This is a genomic window from Dickeya aquatica, from assembly GCF_900095885.1.
Classification (GTDB): domain Bacteria; phylum Pseudomonadota; class Gammaproteobacteria; order Enterobacterales; family Enterobacteriaceae; genus Dickeya; species Dickeya aquatica.
The window spans coordinates 3990382-4007723 of record NZ_LT615367.1 but is presented as its reverse complement, the minus strand read 5'-3'; the positions used below and the strand labels follow the sequence as shown (position 1 = coordinate 4007723).

Genomic DNA, 17342 nt, shown 5'->3' with positions numbered 1-17342 from the left:
AGATAAACCGGCCTGTTTCATTTAGCGTTGCGGATACTGATTCGCTTAGTACAGTCCAATCACTTTCCACCACAGCAACCCGGCAGACATAAAAATTGCCTGGTTGATGAGGCTGATAACAAACCCGGTGCGCCACCACACGGCGGTAGGCACGTAGCCTGCGCCGAACAAAATCGGGCCACGGGCGTGGGTGTATTGGGTGAGTGAGCAGTACAGGCTGCTGGTGAACGCCAGCATCAGCGCCATCGGTGCGGCGGGGATTTGCAAATGAATACCCACGCCAAGGAAGACGGCATACAGTGCGGCGATTTGGGCGTTGCCGCTGGCAAAAAAGTAGTGGGTGTAGAAGTAGGCGGCATTCAGTAACAGCAGCACCAGCACCCAACTGGTGCCTTGCATCAGGTGGCCAATATTGTTGCCGATAAGATCGCCAAACCAGGTGGTAAAGCCCAGCTTTTTCAACTGGTTTGCCATCATCAACAGCGCCGCAAACCAAATCAGCGTATCCCACGCACCTTTCTCACCTTTGATATCTTCCCAGCTTAATACGCCGCTCAGCAGCAGCAGCGAGAGGCCGACGAAGGAGGCGGTGGTCGCATCAATGCCCAGTGTGTCACCAAAAATCCACAGCACCAGTAAAATCAGCACCGTTGCGGCCATCAACCATTCACCGCGTGTCATCCGACCCATGGTCGTTAGCTCGGCAATGGCTATTTTGGGGGCATCCGGCGTGTGGCGGATTTCCGGTTTTACCAGCCAATAGACGCAAAGTGGCACCAGCAGCAGCGAGATAACGCAGGGCACGACAGCGGCGACAAACCAGCTCCCCCAGGTAATGGTCACGCCCGCGTTGGCAGCCAGCTTCACCGCCAGCAGGTTGCCGGTATAACCGGTCATAAACAGCGCCGCAGTGACATCGTTGACGTTACCGATGCATGTGACTAAAAAAGTACCGATTTTACTGCGCGATGCATCTTCCGGTCTGGAATCGAAGCTGCGGGCCAGCGAGTCGGCAATCGGGTAAATGACCCCACCACAGCGGGCGGTGTTACTGGGCATGGCCGGGGAGAGTACCAAATCGGCGAACGCCAGCCCGTAGGCCAGCCCCAGTGTGCGTTTACCCAGCAGCCTTATCATTTGCAGTGCGATACGACGGCCCAGCCCGGTTTTGATAAAACCACGGGCAATCATAAAGGCGACGACAATCAGCCAGATAAGTGAGCTGTTAAGGTCACTGAGTGCGGTCAGGATCGCGGCATTTGCGTTCGTATCACCGGCGGCGTAGGTGAGTGCAAACAGCGTGATACTGATAATCCCAATCGCTCCGATGGGCAACACGTTGACCACAATGCTGACGATAGTGGCAACGAATAATACCGCAGAGTGCCATGCAGCAGGTTTTAACCCGGCCGGGGGGGTGAGTTGCCAGAAAAAAGCGGCAATAATCACGATGATTATCAACGCCAGCCAATTCAGTCCATATGCAGTTTTGGTCTTCATCTGTATTTCCTTGCAATGCGATCAACAGGAGAGTCGTCGGAGCACATGAGGCGACTCTTGATAAGATCATAACGCCGGAAAAATTACCGATGGGAGAAATATGTTTGGTTATTGATTTAGGCCGTGATTTTAAAAAATTTCCCTTCATTTACGCCCACGAAGCCGGTCAGGAACAGGTAAAATATGCCTCTATTTTACTCATGGGGGATGGGCCGGGATGCCTGACCTGCTGTGACACACCCGGTGAAACCGGCGTACTGACGATATGATGACGCGCTTTGGCTAAGGGAGAGGATGTTGTGTTAACGCTGTTGCATTTGTTGTCTGCTATCGCGTTGCTGGTTTGGGGTACACACATTGTGCGTACCGGGATTATGCGCGTATACGGTGCCCGTTTACGCCATACCATCAGTGACAGTGTTAAGCGCAAGCCTCTGGCTTTCCTGGCGGGTATTGGCGTGACTGCGCTGGTACAAAGCAGTAATGCCACCACTCTGCTGACGACCTCCTTTGTTGCCCAAGGGCTGATTGCGCTCTCTCCGGCACTGGTGATTATTCTTGGCGCGGATGTCGGCACCGCGTTGATGGTACGGGTGTTGACCTTCGACCTTTCCTGGCTGTCGCCGTTGCTGATTTTCTTTGGCGTGGTGTTTTTTTTAACGCGTAAGCAGACCCGCGCCGGGCAACTGGGCCGGGTGAGTATCGGCCTTGGCCTGATTCTGCTGGCGCTGGAGCTGATTGTGCAAGCCGCCACGCCCATCACCCAAACCACCGGGGTGAAAGTGCTGTTCTCTTCGCTGACCGGTGACGTCATGCTGGATGCGCTGGTGGGGGCCCTATTTGCCATTGTCAGCTATTCCAGCCTGGCGGCTGTACTACTGACGGCCACGCTCACCGCCAGCCATGTTATCTCGCTGGATGTTGCCTTGTGCCTGGTGATTGGGGCCAATCTGGGCAGCGGTATTTTGGCGCTGGCCAACACCAGTGCCCAAGGTCAGGCGGCAAGACAGGTGGCGCTTGGCAGCATGTTCTTCAAATTAATCGGCTGCCTGCCTGCATTGCCCGCGATTGGCTATCTGGCGCAGGGGATGGCGGCTGTGCCGTTGCCGGATGAGGAGCGGGTTATCTATTTTCATCTGTTCTACAATCTGGTGCGCTGCGTGTTGTTGTTACCCTTTAGCGGCCGTATGGCGGAGCTTTGCAGTAATCTGGTGCGGGCCGAACCTGAGCTTGACCCGCGTTTGCGCCCGCGTCATCTCGATGTGAGTGCGCTGGATACACCGACGCTGGCGCTGGCGAATGCGGCGCGCGAGACGCTGCGAATCGGCGATGTGATAGAGCAGATGCTGAAAATGTTTCAGGACATCTTGCAAGGTAACACGTTACAGGCGCGCGAGATCCGCAAACTTGATGATGATGTGGATGTGCTCTATAACGCCATCAAACTCTATCTGGCCCAAATTGAGAAAGCCGGATTGCATGAGCGAGATTCCCAGCGCTGGGCGGAGATTATTGAAATGGCGCTGAGTCTGGAGCAGGCAGGCGACATTATCGAGCGGGTGGTCTGCGAGCTGGACGATCGGGCTCCAGATGGATTGAGTGGTTTTTCAGCGCAAGGGCTTAACGAGCTTAACCAGCTCTATGATTTATTGATGAATAACCTGCGTCTGGGAATGTCGGTATTCCTCTCATCCGATATCACCAGTGCCAGACGCCTGCGCCGTGCCAAACACCGCTTTCGTATTCTCAACCGGCGCTACTCCCACGCGCATGTTGACAGATTGCATCAACAAAATGTGCAAAGTCTGGAAACCAGCTCCCTGCATCTTGGCTTGCTGGGGGATATGAATCGCCTCAACTCTCTATTTTGCTCCGTTGCGTATAACGTACTGATGGTGGCAGAAGAAGAAGATGACGAGCGTGAAGAGTCGGTGGCTCCCATGTGACGGGCCGCGCCATCGCCGCGGTGACGATGGCGCGCACGGTTTAGGATTGACGAGCAGAGCCCTCGCGTGATTGCTCAATCACGCCGTACCAGCCCAGCCCTTGATAACTTTCATAACCTGGCGTCAGCGCAAAGGAGACGGTTTTGTCCTGCGCCTGATAGTAGCCGGAGCGTTTGCCATCGGTGTGCAGCATCAGCCGTTCTCCCAGCGCTATGCTGTTATCTGAACAGGCAATAATGCGTGAAGTGGAATCGACAATCATGCAGCGTGTGCGCTGCCATTCTTCCTCGCTAAGGCGCACACTTTTCACCACGGTGTCAGCCTGTGCTGCCCAGTCAAAGAAGATCAGCAACGCACCGATAGGCTTGCCATGCTCCTCACCGCCCTCACGAATGGCGGTGGCGTAGGTCGCAACGGCGGCATGATGCAACTGTGGCAGCGTTTGGATATCGGCGGCGACATAATCGGCCCCGCTGCGTGTGGCGATTGCCCGGCGAAAGATGTCCATATCAGCGATATTTTGCCCGGCGACAGCGTAATCTTGCCCCCGGCCATTGGCCAGAATAGTGCCGTTCAGATCCGTCACCCACAAGTCCAGATAAACGGTGTAGCTGCCCAAAATAACCGATAAACGCTGTGAAGTATGGCGGCGGGCGGCCATAGCCGGTTCGCTGGCGCACGCCACCACCGCGGCATCAGTCGCCCACCAGCGTACATCACAAGAGCGTTCATAGAGGTTACGGTCGATGATATCTATCATGTTCAGTGCCAGATCGACACAGCGGCCACTTTCATGATGGTGCAGTTGCGACATCATGTTATCGCCAAGCTCGGTCAGTTTAGAGAGCGACCCGGCCAGTTCCTGATTCAGGGAGGTGGTGATTTCGCTAATCAACGAGGCTACATGTTTGACCTGATTGGCGACGACCGCAAACCCCCTGCCAGCCTCACCCGCCCGTGCGGCTTCAATCAGTGCATTCAGCGCCAGAAACGTCGTTTCCCGGTTTATTTGATCAATATCGGCGATTTTATGATTAGCGACTTTACGAATGTGGTGACTGAGCTCGACAATTTCATGAGGATTTGCCATGCGATTTCTCCCTGTTCCCTTTCATCGCAAAATGAAATGTGTTGTACGCCTTAATAAAAAAACCGGGCGCTGAAATAAATAAATGACCTGACCCCGTATTCGGCGGGCTGACTAATACACACGATTAATGTTCAAGAAGAAAGCTAAAAAAGATTATTTAATGTTCTGAATGGCGACATTATTAAAAATAATAAGAATTTCTTTTTTTCTAAAACAGATTATTTGGCGCGTGAATTAACGACGGGTTTATTCTGCCCTTGCGCTGTTAAATGGATAATATTGCCATGTCTGTGCCAACTATACTGAATAATAGTCTGCCATAGGGTTATTGGGTGGGGGAGAGCGATGACAAAAACGGGGCCGTTGTCGAAAAGAGCCTGCTGCGATGAGGCGAGTGCAGTAAGGGCATCGCCTGGCCCGGTTTTACTGATACCTGTTCATTAACCTAACTTTCTCTATTTTATGAAAAATAAAATATTTATGGAGAATAATGGTAAGGCGATTTTTCCGGTTTGCCTGTTCTTTTTACAGGCTAAAAATAATCTGTTTTTTTACCGTGATTATGGTTGTGGTGCGAGGGCGCAGATGGCAGCAGATTGATCATGGTGGTGAGACATGACCCGATGCAGAATAAATCATGTGAAGATAAAACGAGGGGCGATAATGCGATGCACGCTGAACATGTCATTATTGATAATGGCAGCAACAGCCGAGTGCTATTGAGCCACCCGATAACATGACGCCACCACCGGGCGTCATGCTCAGGAAATAATACCTTACTCGAACAAATTACGATGCAGCGTTTGCACCACTTGCTCGGCATCATTGGCAGGAACCAGGAAACAAAGATTGTGGCTGCTGGCACCGTAACAGATAAGGCGAATATTAAACGGTTCGAGCACGCCGAACACCTCTTTACCGACGCCGCAGGCTTGCGACAGTTGGTTGCCAATTAACGCCACCAGAGACATATTCTCTTCAACTTCAACCCGGCACAGCGAAGAGAGCTCGGTCAGCAGTGCGCTTGACAGCAGGCTGTCGCCGGTTGAGGTGGAGCCAGTGGTATCCAGCGTCAATGCGACGTTGACTTCTGAGGTGGTAATCAAGTCCACCGAAATGTTGTGGCGTGCCAGAATACTGAACACTTCCGCCAGAAAACCGCGCGCGTGCAGCATATTCAGGCTATGCAGCGTTAACAGCGTTTGCTTGCGGCGCAGTGCCAGTGCCCGGAACAGCGGCGGGTTCTCCGTTTGGTTGCACACCAGCGTGCCACCGGCTGCCGGGTCTTTACTGGAGCCGACAAACACCGGAATATCGCTGCGCACGGCGGGCAACAGTGTCGCCGGGTGCAGCACTTTGGCACCGAACGTCGCCATTTCAGCGGCTTCTTCAAAGGTAATTTGGTCGATACGGTGGGCTGAGGGCACCACGCGTGGGTCAGTGGTGTAGATACCGGGGACGTCAGTCCAGATATCGATACGGCTGACATTGAGCGCTTCCCCCAGCAGGGCAGCGGTATAGTCACTGCCGCCGCGGCCGAGCGTGGTGGTGCGGCCTTTAGCCTCGCTGCCGATAAAGCCCTGGGTTATCACCAGCCCTTTTGCCAGACGTGGAGCCAACTGGCTGCGCGTCAGTTCACCCAGTGCGTCGCAATCCGGTTCGGCGCGGCCAAAACGGTCATTGGTACGCATGATTTTACGCACGTCAAACCATTCGGCGGTGACGCTGCGCTCACGCAGGATTTCGACAAACAGCAGGGTGGACATCAGTTCGCCGTGGCTGACCAGCTCATCAGTCAGCGCGTGAGAGGTCGCAAGGGCAGCGGCTTCCGACAAGCGGGTGACGTTATCGAGCATGCGGTCAATTTCCTCGCGGATGACGGCAGGCTGGTTCAGGCGAGCGATAATCGCGTATTGAATCTGGCGCAATTTATCTAACTGTACGGCGCGCTCTGGCGCGGGCAGCCCTTCAGCCAGTGCGACCAGCAAGTTGGTGACGCCCGCAGAGGCCGACAGCACGACCACTCTTACCTGTGGATCGGCCAGTACAATATCGGCGCTGCGGTTCATGGCGTCGAAGTCAGCGACGCTGGTGCCGCCGAATTTAGCGATAATCAGAGACGTACTCGTGTTAGCAGACATTCAAAAACCTCGTGTCAGGGGCGTGATTGTCGTCATCGACAACAGCATTCCATCGTTAAGCCTTGGCACAAGGGAAGAGCGGTAAGCAGGGGGCAAGCGTAGAACACAGCTACGGTACACCCAGAAGCGCTCCACCTTGCTTATCATTACGCGTTGCGCAACGATGCGGGTGACAACCCAGGGGATTCAGCCCCTGTAGTCGATAGCCGCCATACCGTCGTGGCCTGCTACCTCGGCACCGCTCCCCCTCGGGTATCGTCATCGGATACGGCTCCTCTGATACCTTGCCTGGGCGGTGCTCCTCTTCTGGCTTGCGCAACCTGTGCGCAAGTAGTCTTTTACAAATAGCGGGTAACGTGGCGGCTGTCAATCAACATTGAAACCATGCGCGGCATTTCGCAAGAAAAGGGCTTCCCCGTGTCGCGTTAAGGGATACAATCGGGACAAAACACAGGCGTGGTTTGCCTGCTAACTGAAAGATTTGTTCTCAAACCGAAGAGTAGTGTGATGAAAAATATCAACCCAACGCAGACTGCCGCCTGGCAGGCATTGCAGCAGCATTTTGCCGCGATGGAAACGGTAACAATCAGCGAACTGTTCGCGCAGGATAGCGCACGTTTTTCCCGCTTTTCCGCCACCTTTTCCGACCTGATGCTGGTGGATTACTCGAAAAACCGTATCACGACCGAAACGCTGGATAAATTACAGGCGCTGGCGCGTGAAACCGGTCTGGCCGAGGCGATTCGTGCCATGTTTAGCGGTGAGAAAATCAACCGTACCGAAGAGCGCTCGGTGCTGCATGTCGCGTTGCGCAATCGCAGCAATACCCCGATTCTGGTCGATGGCAAAGACGTGATGCCGGAAGTCAATGCGGTGTTGGCGAAGATGAAACAGTTCAGCGAGCGGGTGATAAACGGTGAGTGGAAAGGCTATACCGGCAAGGCGATTACCGATGTGGTGAATATCGGTATCGGCGGCTCTGATTTGGGGCCGTTCATGGTGACGGAAGCGCTGCGTCCGTATAAAAACCATCTGACCATGCATTTTGTCTCCAACGTCGATGGCACGCATATCGCGGAAACCCTCAAGCGCGTTAACCCGGAAACCACGCTGTTCCTGGTCGCCTCGAAAACTTTTACCACGCAGGAAACCATGACCAATGCGCACAGCGCCCGTGACTGGTTCCTGGAAACGGCGGGTGATGCAAAGCATGTCGCCAAACACTTTGCCGCGCTCTCAACCAATGCGCCAGCGGTGGCCGCGTTCGGTATTGATACTGCGAATATGTTCGAGTTTTGGGATTGGGTGGGCGGGCGCTATTCGCTGTGGTCTGCGATTGGTTTGTCGATTGCGCTGTCCGTCGGTTTCGACCACTTTGAGCAATTGCTCAGTGGCGCTCACGCGATGGATCAGCATTTTACCACCACGCCATTTGAGCAGAACCTGCCGGTGTTACTGGCGCTGATCGGTATCTGGTACAACAACTTCTTCGGTGCGGAAACCGAAGCCATTTTGCCTTATGACCAGTATCTGCACCGGTTTGCCGCTTACTTCCAGCAGGGCAATATGGAATCTAACGGTAAGTATGTCGATCGCAACGGCAACCCGGTGGATTACCAGACCGGCCCCATTATCTGGGGAGAGCCGGGCACCAACGGCCAGCATGCTTTCTACCAGTTGATCCATCAGGGCACCAAGCTGATTCCGTGTGATTTCATCGCACCTGCGGTGAGCCATAACCCGCTAAGCGATCATCACAGCAAGCTGCTGTCGAACTTTTTTGCCCAGACGGAAGCGCTGGCGTTTGGCAAGTCGCGCTCGGTGGTTGACGCGGAGTTTGCCGCGGCCGGGAAATCCGCCCAGGACGTGGAGCACATTGCACCGTTCAAAGTGTTTGAAGGCAACCGCCCGACCAACTCTATCTTGCTGCGCGAAATTACGCCGTACAGCCTAGGGGCGCTGATCGCGCTCTACGAGCACAAGATCTTCACCCAAGGGGCGATTCTGAATATCTTCACCTTCGACCAATGGGGTGTTGAGCTGGGTAAACAACTGGCTAACCGTATTTTACCGGAACTTCAGGATGACAGTGCGGTGAGCAGCCATGACAGCTCCACCAATGGGCTTATCAACCACTTTAAACAGTGGCGCGTGCAATAACGGTTATGGTGTACATGACCGCATGATGATCACAGGCCCCGTTTTCGGGGCCTGTGTGTTTAACGTGATGTGATCGTCATCATGATGATGCAACTGTGGGCGTAAATAGTGATGACTCTGCTGCGGATTGCCTGCCCGATGGTGGTAACATCAAGCGATTTTGTCATCAATTTGGTGTGCCAGACCTCAGTTTGACAGGCTCTGGTCAATGTATTGATTATCACGGAGGGGAGCATGCGAATTCGCATACTGATGGCTCTGGCTGGCATTACTCTGCTGGCGGGATGTAGCACCACTAACCCACTGACGGCCGCCGGTCAGTCGGTACGTTTCACCGACAGCAAACCGGCGGCGCAGTGCCAGTTACTGGGTAATATTACCGGTACACAGTCGAACTGGTTGTCTGGCAGTGGTAATGAAGGCAGCGCCATGCGCGGTGCGGCAAATGACCTGCGTAACCGCGCGGGCGAAATGGGTGGCAACGTGATTTATGGCGTGACCACTCCCAGCCAAACGTTCCTCTCAAGCTTTGCACCACTGGATAGCAAGATGCAGGGGCAGGTTTATAAGTGCCCTTAATGCGTTGATAAGTGAAGGCATCACGACCGCTAACGTCACCGGTGTATACCGGTGACGTCGGGTATGACATCGTTGAGTGCGTGATTAGCGCGTGATTTCCTGCTGCACCATGCCGATATCCAGCAGCGTTTTGCTGGCTTCGCCGCCAATTTCCCGTGTCAGGCCTGGCACCAGATAACCGGACACTTTCGCCATAAGCTGGCGCACCAGCGCCCGCGCTTCATCGTCAGGCACCAGAAAGTGTGCCGCGCCCTGAACTTTATCCAGCACATGCAGGTAATAGGGCAAAATCCCGGCATCAAACAGTGCGTTGCTGAGTGCGGCAAGCGTTTCGGCGTTATCATTCACACCTCGCAGTAACACACTCTGGTTAAGCAGGGTAACGTTCGCACGACGCAAACGTTGCATCGCATAACGCAGGCTTTCGTCTATCTCGTTGGCATGGTTGATATGCGTTACCAGAATGACCTGCAAGGCGCTGCTGGCTAACCGCTGGCAGAGTGCGTCGGTGATGCGCGCGGGGATAACCACCGGCAGGCGGGTATGAATGCGCAGGCGCTTAATGTGAGAAATCGGCTCCAGCTCGCTCAACAGCCAGTCCAGCTCATGGTCTTTCGCCATCAGCGGGTCGCCGCCCGAAAAGATGATTTCATCAAGCTCGGGGTGCTGGCGAATATACTCCAGCGCCTGATGCCAGTTGGCCTTATTGCCCTGATTGTCCTGATACGGGAAGTGACGGCGAAAGCAGTAACGGCAGTTAACCGCGCAGCCGCCTTTCACCAGCAGCAATGCCCGGTTATGGTACTTGTGGAGCAGACCGGGCACGACGCTGTGTTGCTCATCGAGCGGGTCATGACTGAATCCGGGCGTCGTGATGAACTCCTCTTGCGCGGTCAGCACCTGCAATAACAGCGGGTCGCGGGCATCTCTATAGCGCATGCGGGCGGCAAAGGCGCGCGGCACCCGTAACGCAAACAGCTTGCGTGCATCGCGCCCGGCACTCAGTTGTGGGTGGTTCTCCAGCCCAAGAGTGTGGAGCAGTTCATCAGGATCGGTAATAACGTCGGCCAGTTGTACTAACCAATCTTCTCTGGAAGGTATATTTAGGGTTACAATGTGTGCCATTTTTTTGGCTAAGTACCAGTGTTAACGTAGAGGGCCTTTATGGCGACTTATTCTAGCAACGATTTCCGTTCCGGTCTTAAAATCATGTTCGAAGGCGAACCGTATGCCATCGAATCCAGTGAGTTTGTGAAACCGGGTAAAGGCCAGGCTTTTGCTCGTGTCAAAATGCGCCGCCTGTTGACGGGTTCCCGCGTTGAGAAAACCTTCAAGTCTACCGACTCGGCAGAAGGTGCTGACGTAATGGATACCAACATGAACTACCTGTACAACGACGGTGAGTTCTACCATTTCATGCACCCGGAAACCTTTGAGCAGCATCAGGTTGAAGCAAAAACCGTGGGTGATTCTGCGAAATGGTTGCAGGATAATGCGGAATGTATCGTTACCCTGTGGGATGGCCGTCCGATTGCCGTTCAGCCGCCGAACTTTATCGAAGCCGAAATCACCGAGACCGATCCGGGTCTGAAAGGCGATACCGCTGGCACCGGCGGCAAACCGGCAACGCTGTCTACCGGCGCGGTAGTGAAAGTGCCGTTGTTTGTGCAGATTGGTGAAGTCATCAAAGTGGATACCCGCTCGGGCGAATACGTTTCCCGCGTGAAGTAACCCCTTATTCGTGGTACGTAACGGCCTGAAGGCGCTTTACGTACCACTCGTCTGTCCTCACTGCTCCGCGTTGCCTTTTCCTTCGGTTTGAAAAATTCGCTCACCTTTAACAGCGCTTGTCCGATGGTGTTTTATCGTCCATCACGTAAAATGCTGCCTTCTTGGTATGAAGGAGCGCGCGATGTCCCCACTGATTATTACTGTCTTGATGCTGACTCTCAGCAACGTGTTCATGACGTTTGCCTGGTACGGTCATTTACGCTATTTCAGTGGCCGCACCTGGATGATTGCCGCCCTGGTGAGCTGGGGGATTGCGTTGTTTGAATACCTGCTACAGGTGCCAGCCAACCGTATTGGCTATCAGGTGGCGTCTGCCGGGCAACTGAAAATTATGCAAGAGGTAATAAGCCTGTCGGTATTTATTCCCTTTTCAATAATCATTCTCAAAGAACCCTTCCGGACGGATTATATTTGGGCCGGGCTGTGTTTACTGGGTGCCGTATTTTTTATGTTCCGCGATAAAATTATGGGCTAACCCGTGCGATTATTTTCGCTGATGATTCACCTGTCGTGAGGGCAGAGAGAAAATAACTCAGAGAGGCAGGCAGTAAATAAAACACAGTTTTACTATTTTTATTTACTGCCTGATAGCGAAGCGATGAGTGATTATTTTCCGTTAACGGTTAGCTGATTCACCCAGATTAATTTGTCCGTATCAAAACCGTTACGCTGCGCTGCTGCTATCAGCGCCTGACGAACCAGTGGCGGTAATGTTGGTGTGCGGGAAAGTATCCAGAGATAGTCACGGTTTGGCCCGCATACCAGCGCATATTGATAGTCGTTATCCAGCGCGATGATGTTATAGCCACCATAAAACGGCCCGAAGAACGACACCTTCAGCGCACCCTGCGTGGGGGAACCGGTGAAGTCACCTTTGCCGGTACTTTCACGCCAGCGCAGGCTGGCCGGGTCAAAGCCGCGATTCACCACCGTAATACCGCCGCCTGCGCGCAGGCTGTAGGTGGCGCTGACGCGCTCCAGGCCGCGCTCAAACCGGTTGTCGAAGCGGGCAATTTCATACCAGGTGCCGAGATAACGGGGCAGCGAGAAATTCTCCACCACGCTGACGCCCGCAGGCGGCGTTGGGCTGCTGCAAGAGACGGTTAACAGCGCGGTTAGCGAGGCAATCCACAAACGCCAGCGGGCCATAGGTCATGCTCCTTGGTTAATATGGGTTAACGTTAGGAAAATTGCGCTGAAGATGCAATAAAAAACGGCCCGCAAGCGGGCCGTAGCACAAGGTATGACAGCGGTTTACAGTGTGACCACACCAATGATGGTGACGACGGACAAAATGGCTGCCAGACCGTAAAACACCCATTTGCCTGCCGGAACATGAATTTTCAGGTCATGCATGGCGTGGTGGATACGGTGCAGGCCACACCACAACGGCAGCACTATCATCAGCAGCAGAAAGGCGCGGCCAACAAAGCTGTGGCTAAATGCGGCAATGCGATCGTAGCTCAGGGCATGGGAAAACAGCCCCAGCGGCAGCAGAATACCCACCAGCAGGATGATAACCGGCCCGAAAAAGGCACTCCACATACCACCAGCACCGAACAGACCCCAGAATGGTGGTTCGTCAGAGCGTTTAGGTTGTTGATTAATCACGATATATCTCCTGTTCAGAACAGCAAGGCGATGGCCAGCACCGCCAGCGTGATGACCACAGTCGCCGCCCAAAGCCCTTTCACCACCGGCTCCGGCCCCATTTTTTCGTCATTGACGATGATAATGCTGGCTTTGGGGGCCAGATCGAACCAGGTTTTGGTGTGTAACACCGCCGCCAGTAACGCAATGATGTTAATCAGCAGCACCAGCGGGTTTTGCAAAAAGCCGACAAACTGGCTCCAGCCTTCGGGCCCGCCTTTGAGTGAGAACACGCCGTGCAGCAACACAATACTGAACCAGACTGCGGGCACTGCGGTGCCTTCACGCAGCATGTAAAAGCGATAAAAACCGAGTTTCTGCCACCAGGTGGGCGTCATACCACGGACATACGCTTTGCGTTTGGTTTTCATGAATTGACTCCCTCCCTTATTGTGGTCTCAGCATGGCAATCATGAAGTCTTTGGCACTCTCCACCTTGCTTTGCTGGATAGCTGCCGCCGGATCGACGTGCTTCGGACACACTTCGGAGCAGTAGCCCACGAAAGTACATGACCAGACACCGTTGTCGCTGTTGAGTTGCGGCATGCGCTCTTTTTTACCGTGGTCGCGGTTATCCAGATTGTAGCGGTGCGCCAGCGTGATGGCTGCCGGGCCGATAAACTCGGGGTTCAGGCCGAACTGCGGACAGGCGGCGTAGCACAGTCCACAGTTGATGCAGCCGGAGAACTGATGGTATTTCGCCATCTGTGCCGGTGTCTGCTTGTTCGGGCCCTGCTCCGGTGTCAGGTTGTTGCCGATGATGTAAGGCTTGATGGCTTCCAGGCTTTCGATGAAGTGCGTCATATCGACCACCAGATCGCGCTCGATAGGGAAGTTGCCCAGCGCTTCAATCTTCATGCCATTCGGGTAGTCGCGCAGAAAGGTCTTACAGGCCAGTTTCGGCACATTGTTGACCATCATGCCGCAGGAGCCGCAGATGGCCATACGGCATGACCAGCGATAGGAGAGATCCGGGGCCAGGTTGTCCTTGATGTAGCCCAGCGCATCCAGCAGCGAGGTTTCACGGCTATACGGCACGTCATAGCTTGCAAAGTACGGGGCGTTATCCTGCTCCGGGTTATAGCGCATGACGTCCATTTTCAGGGTTTGCAACTCAGCCATTCGCTTGCTCCTTCTTGTTTTTCTCCTGAGCTTCGGCCTCGGCACCATACACGCGTTCTGCGGGGGGCAGCTTGGTGATTTTCACGTCGCTGTATTCCAGATGTGGCGCGCCTTCCGGGTTATAAAACGCCAGCGTATGCTTCAGGAAATTGACGTCATCACGTTTGGTGCAGCCTTCATCCAGACGCTGGTGCGCACCGCGAGATTCTTTACGGTTGATAGCCGAATGCGCCATACATTCTGCCACATCCAGACTGTGCCCCAGTTCGATGGTGTAGAGCAGGTCGGTGTTAAACACGCTGGAGTGGTCGGTGATTTTCACGCGTTTGAAGCGCTCTTTCAGCTCGGCCAGTTTATCGACGGTTTTCTGCATCAGTTCGGTGGTGCGGTAAATACCGCAGCCTTCTTCCATCGACAGGCCCATTTCGTCACGGATTTTCGCCCAGCTTTCCGTGCCTTCCTGCTTCATCAGGGCGTGCAGACGCTGTTCCACGTCGCGCGCCTGAGCATCGAGGGCGCTGCTGTTAGCAGGCGGCGCTTCCCGTGAACGCTCGACGGCTTTTTCTCCGGCCATGCGACCAAATACCACCAGTTCGGCAAGCGAGTTGGAGCCGAGGCGGTTCGCGCCGTGCAGGCCGACAGAAGAACATTCACCGGCGGCAAACAGCCCTTTGATGCGGGTTTCACACTGCTGGTCAGTTTCGATACCACCCATGGTGTAGTGTGCGGTGGGGCGAATCGGAATCGGCTCTTTGACCGGGTCAACGCCGACATAGGCTTTGGCCAGCTCACAGATAAACGGCAGGCGTTCTTTGAGTTTTTTCTCGCCAAGGTGGCGCAAATCAAGGTAGACCACATCGCCGAGCGGGGTAGAAACGGTGCGGCCAGCGCGCCATTCATGCCAGAAAGCCTGTGAGACTTTATCGCGCGGGCCCAGCTCCATGTATTTGTTTTTCGGCTCGCCCAGCGGGGTTTCCGGCCCGAGGCCGTAGTCTTGCAGGTAGCGATAGCCATCTTTGTTGACCATGATGCCGCCTTCGCCACGGCAGCCTTCGGTCATCAGGATACCGGAGCCCGGCAGGCCGGTTGGGTGGTACTGAACAAATTCCATATCACGCAGTGGAACACCGTGGCGGAATGCCATGCCCATGCCGTCACCGGTGACGATACCGCCGTTGGTGTTGTAGCGGTAAACGCGGCCTGCACCGCCGGTTGCCATAATAATGGCGTTAGCACGGATCTGAACCAGTGAACCTTCCATCATGTTGATGGCAACGACCCCACGGGCATGTCCGTCATCCACCAGGATATCCAGTACAAAATGCTCGTCGAAGCGCTGAATCTGTGGATATTGCAAAGAGGTCTGGAACAGGGTGTGCAGCATATGGAAGCCGGTTTTGTCTGCGGCAAACCAGGTGCGTTCGATCTTCATCCCGCCAAAGCGGCGTACGTTGACGGAGCCATCGGGTTTACGGCTCCACGGGCAGCCCCATTGTTCGAGCTGGGTCATTTCGCGCGGGCATTGCTGCACGAAGTGATCCACCACGTCCTGTTCACACAACCAGTCACCGCCCGCGACGGTGTCGTGGAAGTGGAAGTCGAAGCTGTCGTGATCTTGTGTGACCGCCGCCGATCCCCCTTCTGCCGCCACGGTGTGGCTGCGCATCGGGTAGACTTTGGAAATCAGCGCAATCTTGAGTTGGGGATTTGCTTGTGCAGCGGCAATCGCTGCCCGTAAACCTGCTCCCCCGGCCCCGATAATGGCTAAATCGGCATTAAAGGTTTGCACTGCATGCCTCCAGTTACTTAAGTTAAATAAATTAAATTAAGAAAATAATATGAAGTCCAACTGAATCACTTATTTCCCGTTTTAATTCAAAGACAATAAATTGAGTGAAAAAATATGTGCTTAGTTAGCCTGAAAGATTAAATCACTCTTTTTTGTATGGAAATGATTATAGCGATTTGAAGGTGGCTGAAATTTGATGTGATCCAGCATTTTGCGGTTTTTTAATATCTCTTCATCGATATTTCAGAAAACGTGATGGGCCAGATGATTTATCGTGAAAATAATTTTTACCTCGCAACGCGGCACATTCTGATGATTTTTCAGCGCAGGGGGGGATGCTCCTCGCCTGCCATAGGTTAGCGAAAGTGACATTAAAAGCGGTATGCGGATGGGCAAAAGATGACGAGGGTTTTTTAATCGACAGCCAGGGGCACTGTCAGGGTAAAAACAGCGCAAAAACATCCGCCGGATAGATTTGTCTGGCTGTGATGATGCAGGTAGACTGCACGTCCGGTTAGAGAGTGGAGTGGAAATCATGAGCGAAACAGCCAACTGGCAGCCGAGTGCCCCGGTCGCCAATTTGTTGAAACGGGCGTCGATAATGAAAGAAATCCGACGATTCTTTTCGGATCGAGGGTTGCTGGAAGTCGAAACCCCGGCCATGAGCCAGGCAACGGTAACAGATATCCATCTGTTCCCTTTCCAGACGCGTTTTGTTGGCCCTGGTGCCGCGCAAGGGATAGCGCTGTATCTGATGACCAGCCCGGAATACCACATGAAGCGCTTACTGGCAGCGGGCAGCGGGCCTATCTTTCAGTTGTGCCGCAGTTTTCGCAATGAAGAATCTGGCCGTTACCATAACCCTGAATTCACCATGCTGGAGTGGTATCGCCCGCACTATGACATGTACCGGCTGATGAATGAGGTTGATGACTTGTTACAGCAGGTGCTGGAGTGCGATGGCGCAGAAATGCTCTCTTACCAGCAGGCGTTCCAGCGCCATCTGGAGGTCGATCCCCTCTCGGCGGAAAAGGCACAATTGCGCGAGGTGGCAGAGAAAATCGGCGTGGGTGATGTGGCAAGCCGCGAAGAAGATCGTGACACGCTATTGCAATTGCTGTTTGCTTTTGGCGTCGAGCCGCATATTGGCCGTGACAAGCCGACGTTTGTCTATCATTTCCCGGCAACACAGGCATCACTGGCGGAGATAAGCACCGAAGACCACCGTGTCGCCGAGCGTTTTGAGGTCTACTTCAAAGGCGTGGAGCTGGCGAACGGTTTTTGTGAACTGACGGACAGCAAAGAGCAGCGCCAGCGTTTCGAGCAGGATAACCGCAAGCGGGCCGCGCGTGGTTTGCCGGTGCAGCCGATAGATGAAAACCTGCTGGCTGCATTGACGGCGGGTATTCCACCGTGCTCAGGGGTTGCTGTAGGGGTTGACAGACTGGTGATGCTGGCGCTGAAAGCCGAGACGATCGGTGAGGTGATTGCCTTTACGGTCGAGCGCGCCTGAGTCAGCCTTTCCCCATCGGTGCACAGGCGTGGCGATAGTCTGCCCCCTGTGCCCACCGCGG

At 54.2% G+C, this 17342-nt stretch carries 16 protein-coding genes and 1 riboswitch; of the genes, 7 read left to right on the top strand and 9 right to left on the bottom strand.

The genetic code is table 11. The annotated features are described in order from the left end of the window. Nucleotides 1-45: 45 nt before the first annotated feature. Nucleotides 46-1500 carry a DASS family sodium-coupled anion symporter gene (locus DAQ1742_RS18110; protein ID WP_035344467.1) on the bottom strand — a complete coding sequence of 485 codons (1455 nt, stop codon included), beginning with the start codon at nt 1498-1500 and terminating at the stop codon, nt 46-48. Nucleotides 1501-1589: 89 nt separating this feature from the next. Between DAQ1742_RS18110 and DAQ1742_RS18105 the strand changes: the two genes are divergently transcribed. Both DAQ1742_RS18105 and DAQ1742_RS18100 read left to right on the top strand, forming a co-directional pair. Continuing rightward, a complete protein-coding gene (locus DAQ1742_RS18105) occupies nt 1590-1769 on the top strand; it encodes a hypothetical protein (protein ID WP_035344465.1) in 180 nt (59 codons plus the stop codon). A gap of 30 nt (nt 1770-1799) precedes the next feature. Continuing rightward, nucleotides 1800-3446, top strand: coding sequence for a Na/Pi cotransporter family protein (locus DAQ1742_RS18100; protein ID WP_035344462.1), 1647 nt, complete (start codon nt 1800-1802; stop codon nt 3444-3446). Nucleotides 3447-3486: 40 nt separating this feature from the next. Here DAQ1742_RS18100 and DAQ1742_RS20755 read toward each other — a convergent pair whose 3' ends face one another. Continuing rightward, nucleotides 3487-4536 carry a methyl-accepting chemotaxis protein gene (locus DAQ1742_RS20755; RefSeq protein ID WP_035344460.1) on the bottom strand — a complete coding sequence of 350 codons (1050 nt, stop codon included), beginning with the start codon at nt 4534-4536 and terminating at the stop codon, nt 3487-3489. A gap of 776 nt (nt 4537-5312) precedes the next feature. Further along, nucleotides 5313-6677: a lysine-sensitive aspartokinase 3 gene (lysC, locus tag DAQ1742_RS18090; protein ID WP_035344458.1), complete on the bottom strand. Its 1365-nt coding sequence runs from the start codon at nt 6675-6677 to the stop codon at nt 5313-5315. Nucleotides 6678-6793: 116 nt separating this feature from the next. Next, a riboswitch (Lysine riboswitch) is annotated at nt 6794-6991 on the bottom strand. Between the two features lie 193 nt (nt 6992-7184). Here lysC and pgi point away from each other — a divergent pair. After that, nucleotides 7185-8837 carry a glucose-6-phosphate isomerase gene (gene pgi, locus DAQ1742_RS18085; RefSeq protein WP_035344456.1) on the top strand — a complete coding sequence of 551 codons (1653 nt, stop codon included), beginning with the start codon at nt 7185-7187 and terminating at the stop codon, nt 8835-8837. 234 nt (nt 8838-9071) lie between these two features. Continuing rightward, nucleotides 9072-9416 carry a DUF4156 domain-containing protein gene (locus DAQ1742_RS18080; RefSeq protein ID WP_035344454.1) on the top strand — a complete coding sequence of 115 codons (345 nt, stop codon included), beginning with the start codon at nt 9072-9074 and terminating at the stop codon, nt 9414-9416. Between the two features lie 84 nt (nt 9417-9500). On the opposite strand, the gene epmB is transcribed toward DAQ1742_RS18080, so the two are convergent. Next, nucleotides 9501-10541 carry an EF-P beta-lysylation protein EpmB gene (epmB, locus tag DAQ1742_RS18075; protein WP_035344452.1) on the bottom strand — a complete coding sequence of 347 codons (1041 nt, stop codon included), beginning with the start codon at nt 10539-10541 and terminating at the stop codon, nt 9501-9503. 39 nt (nt 10542-10580) lie between these two features. On the opposite strand from epmB, the gene efp reads away from it, so the two are divergent. Continuing rightward, nucleotides 10581-11147, top strand: coding sequence for an elongation factor P (gene efp, locus DAQ1742_RS18070; RefSeq protein ID WP_035344450.1), 567 nt, complete (start codon nt 10581-10583; stop codon nt 11145-11147). Nucleotides 11148-11328: 181 nt separating this feature from the next. After that, nucleotides 11329-11682, top strand: a complete 354-nt coding sequence (locus tag DAQ1742_RS18065) for a DMT family protein (protein WP_035344448.1) — start codon at nt 11329-11331, stop codon at nt 11680-11682. A 131-nt stretch (nt 11683-11813) separates the two neighbouring features. Here the strand turns inward: DAQ1742_RS18065 and blc are convergent, their stop codons facing one another. From blc to frdA, 5 genes are all read right to left on the bottom strand, one after another. Next, nucleotides 11814-12356: an outer membrane lipoprotein Blc gene (blc, locus tag DAQ1742_RS18060; protein WP_035344446.1), complete on the bottom strand. Its 543-nt coding sequence runs from the start codon at nt 12354-12356 to the stop codon at nt 11814-11816. Nucleotides 12357-12461: 105 nt separating this feature from the next. Then, nucleotides 12462-12818: a fumarate reductase subunit FrdD gene (frdD, locus tag DAQ1742_RS18055; protein ID WP_035344445.1), complete on the bottom strand. Its 357-nt coding sequence runs from the start codon at nt 12816-12818 to the stop codon at nt 12462-12464. 14 nt (nt 12819-12832) lie between these two features. Then, a complete protein-coding gene (gene frdC / locus DAQ1742_RS18050; RefSeq protein WP_035344444.1) occupies nt 12833-13228 on the bottom strand; it encodes a fumarate reductase subunit FrdC in 396 nt (131 codons plus the stop codon). A 16-nt stretch (nt 13229-13244) separates the two neighbouring features. Then, nucleotides 13245-13979 carry a succinate dehydrogenase/fumarate reductase iron-sulfur subunit gene (locus DAQ1742_RS18045; protein WP_035344443.1) on the bottom strand — a complete coding sequence of 245 codons (735 nt, stop codon included), beginning with the start codon at nt 13977-13979 and terminating at the stop codon, nt 13245-13247. Then, on the bottom strand, nt 13972-15768 hold the full coding sequence (gene frdA, locus DAQ1742_RS18040) for a fumarate reductase (quinol) flavoprotein subunit (protein WP_035344442.1): 1797 nt from the start codon (nt 15766-15768) through the stop codon (nt 13972-13974). Before frdA ends, DAQ1742_RS18045 begins: the two co-directional genes overlap by 8 nt. Before the next feature lie 535 nt (nt 15769-16303). Between frdA and epmA the strand changes: the two genes are divergently transcribed. After that, nucleotides 16304-17281 carry an elongation factor P--(R)-beta-lysine ligase gene (gene epmA / locus DAQ1742_RS18035; protein WP_035344440.1) on the top strand — a complete coding sequence of 326 codons (978 nt, stop codon included), beginning with the start codon at nt 16304-16306 and terminating at the stop codon, nt 17279-17281. Nucleotides 17282-17342: the final 61 nt, after the last annotated feature.

Excerpts from the sequence above, each read along its gene's own strand:
- DAQ1742_RS18110 (WP_035344467.1), bottom strand. The coding sequence starts at position 1,500 with ATGAAGACCAAAACTGCATATGGACTGAATTGGCTGGCGTTGATAATC.
- DAQ1742_RS18105 (WP_035344465.1), top strand. The coding sequence starts at position 1,590 with ATGGGAGAAATATGTTTGGTTATTGATTTAGGCCGTGATTTTAAAAAA.
- DAQ1742_RS20755 (WP_035344460.1), bottom strand. The coding sequence starts at position 4,536 with ATGGCAAATCCTCATGAAATTGTCGAGCTCAGTCACCACATTCGTAAA.
- lysC (WP_035344458.1), bottom strand. The coding sequence starts at position 6,677 with ATGTCTGCTAACACGAGTACGTCTCTGATTATCGCTAAATTCGGCGGC.
- pgi (WP_035344456.1), top strand. The coding sequence starts at position 7,185 with ATGAAAAATATCAACCCAACGCAGACTGCCGCCTGGCAGGCATTGCAG.
- DAQ1742_RS18080 (WP_035344454.1), top strand. The coding sequence starts at position 9,072 with ATGCGAATTCGCATACTGATGGCTCTGGCTGGCATTACTCTGCTGGCG.
- epmB (WP_035344452.1), bottom strand. The coding sequence starts at position 10,541 with ATGGCACACATTGTAACCCTAAATATACCTTCCAGAGAAGATTGGTTA.
- efp (WP_035344450.1), top strand. The coding sequence starts at position 10,581 with ATGGCGACTTATTCTAGCAACGATTTCCGTTCCGGTCTTAAAATCATG.
- DAQ1742_RS18065 (WP_035344448.1), top strand. The coding sequence starts at position 11,329 with ATGTCCCCACTGATTATTACTGTCTTGATGCTGACTCTCAGCAACGTG.
- blc (WP_035344446.1), bottom strand. The coding sequence starts at position 12,356 with ATGGCCCGCTGGCGTTTGTGGATTGCCTCGCTAACCGCGCTGTTAACC.
- frdC (WP_035344444.1), bottom strand. The coding sequence starts at position 13,228 with ATGAAAACCAAACGCAAAGCGTATGTCCGTGGTATGACGCCCACCTGG.
- DAQ1742_RS18045 (WP_035344443.1), bottom strand. The coding sequence starts at position 13,979 with ATGGCTGAGTTGCAAACCCTGAAAATGGACGTCATGCGCTATAACCCG.
- epmA (WP_035344440.1), top strand. The coding sequence starts at position 16,304 with ATGAGCGAAACAGCCAACTGGCAGCCGAGTGCCCCGGTCGCCAATTTG.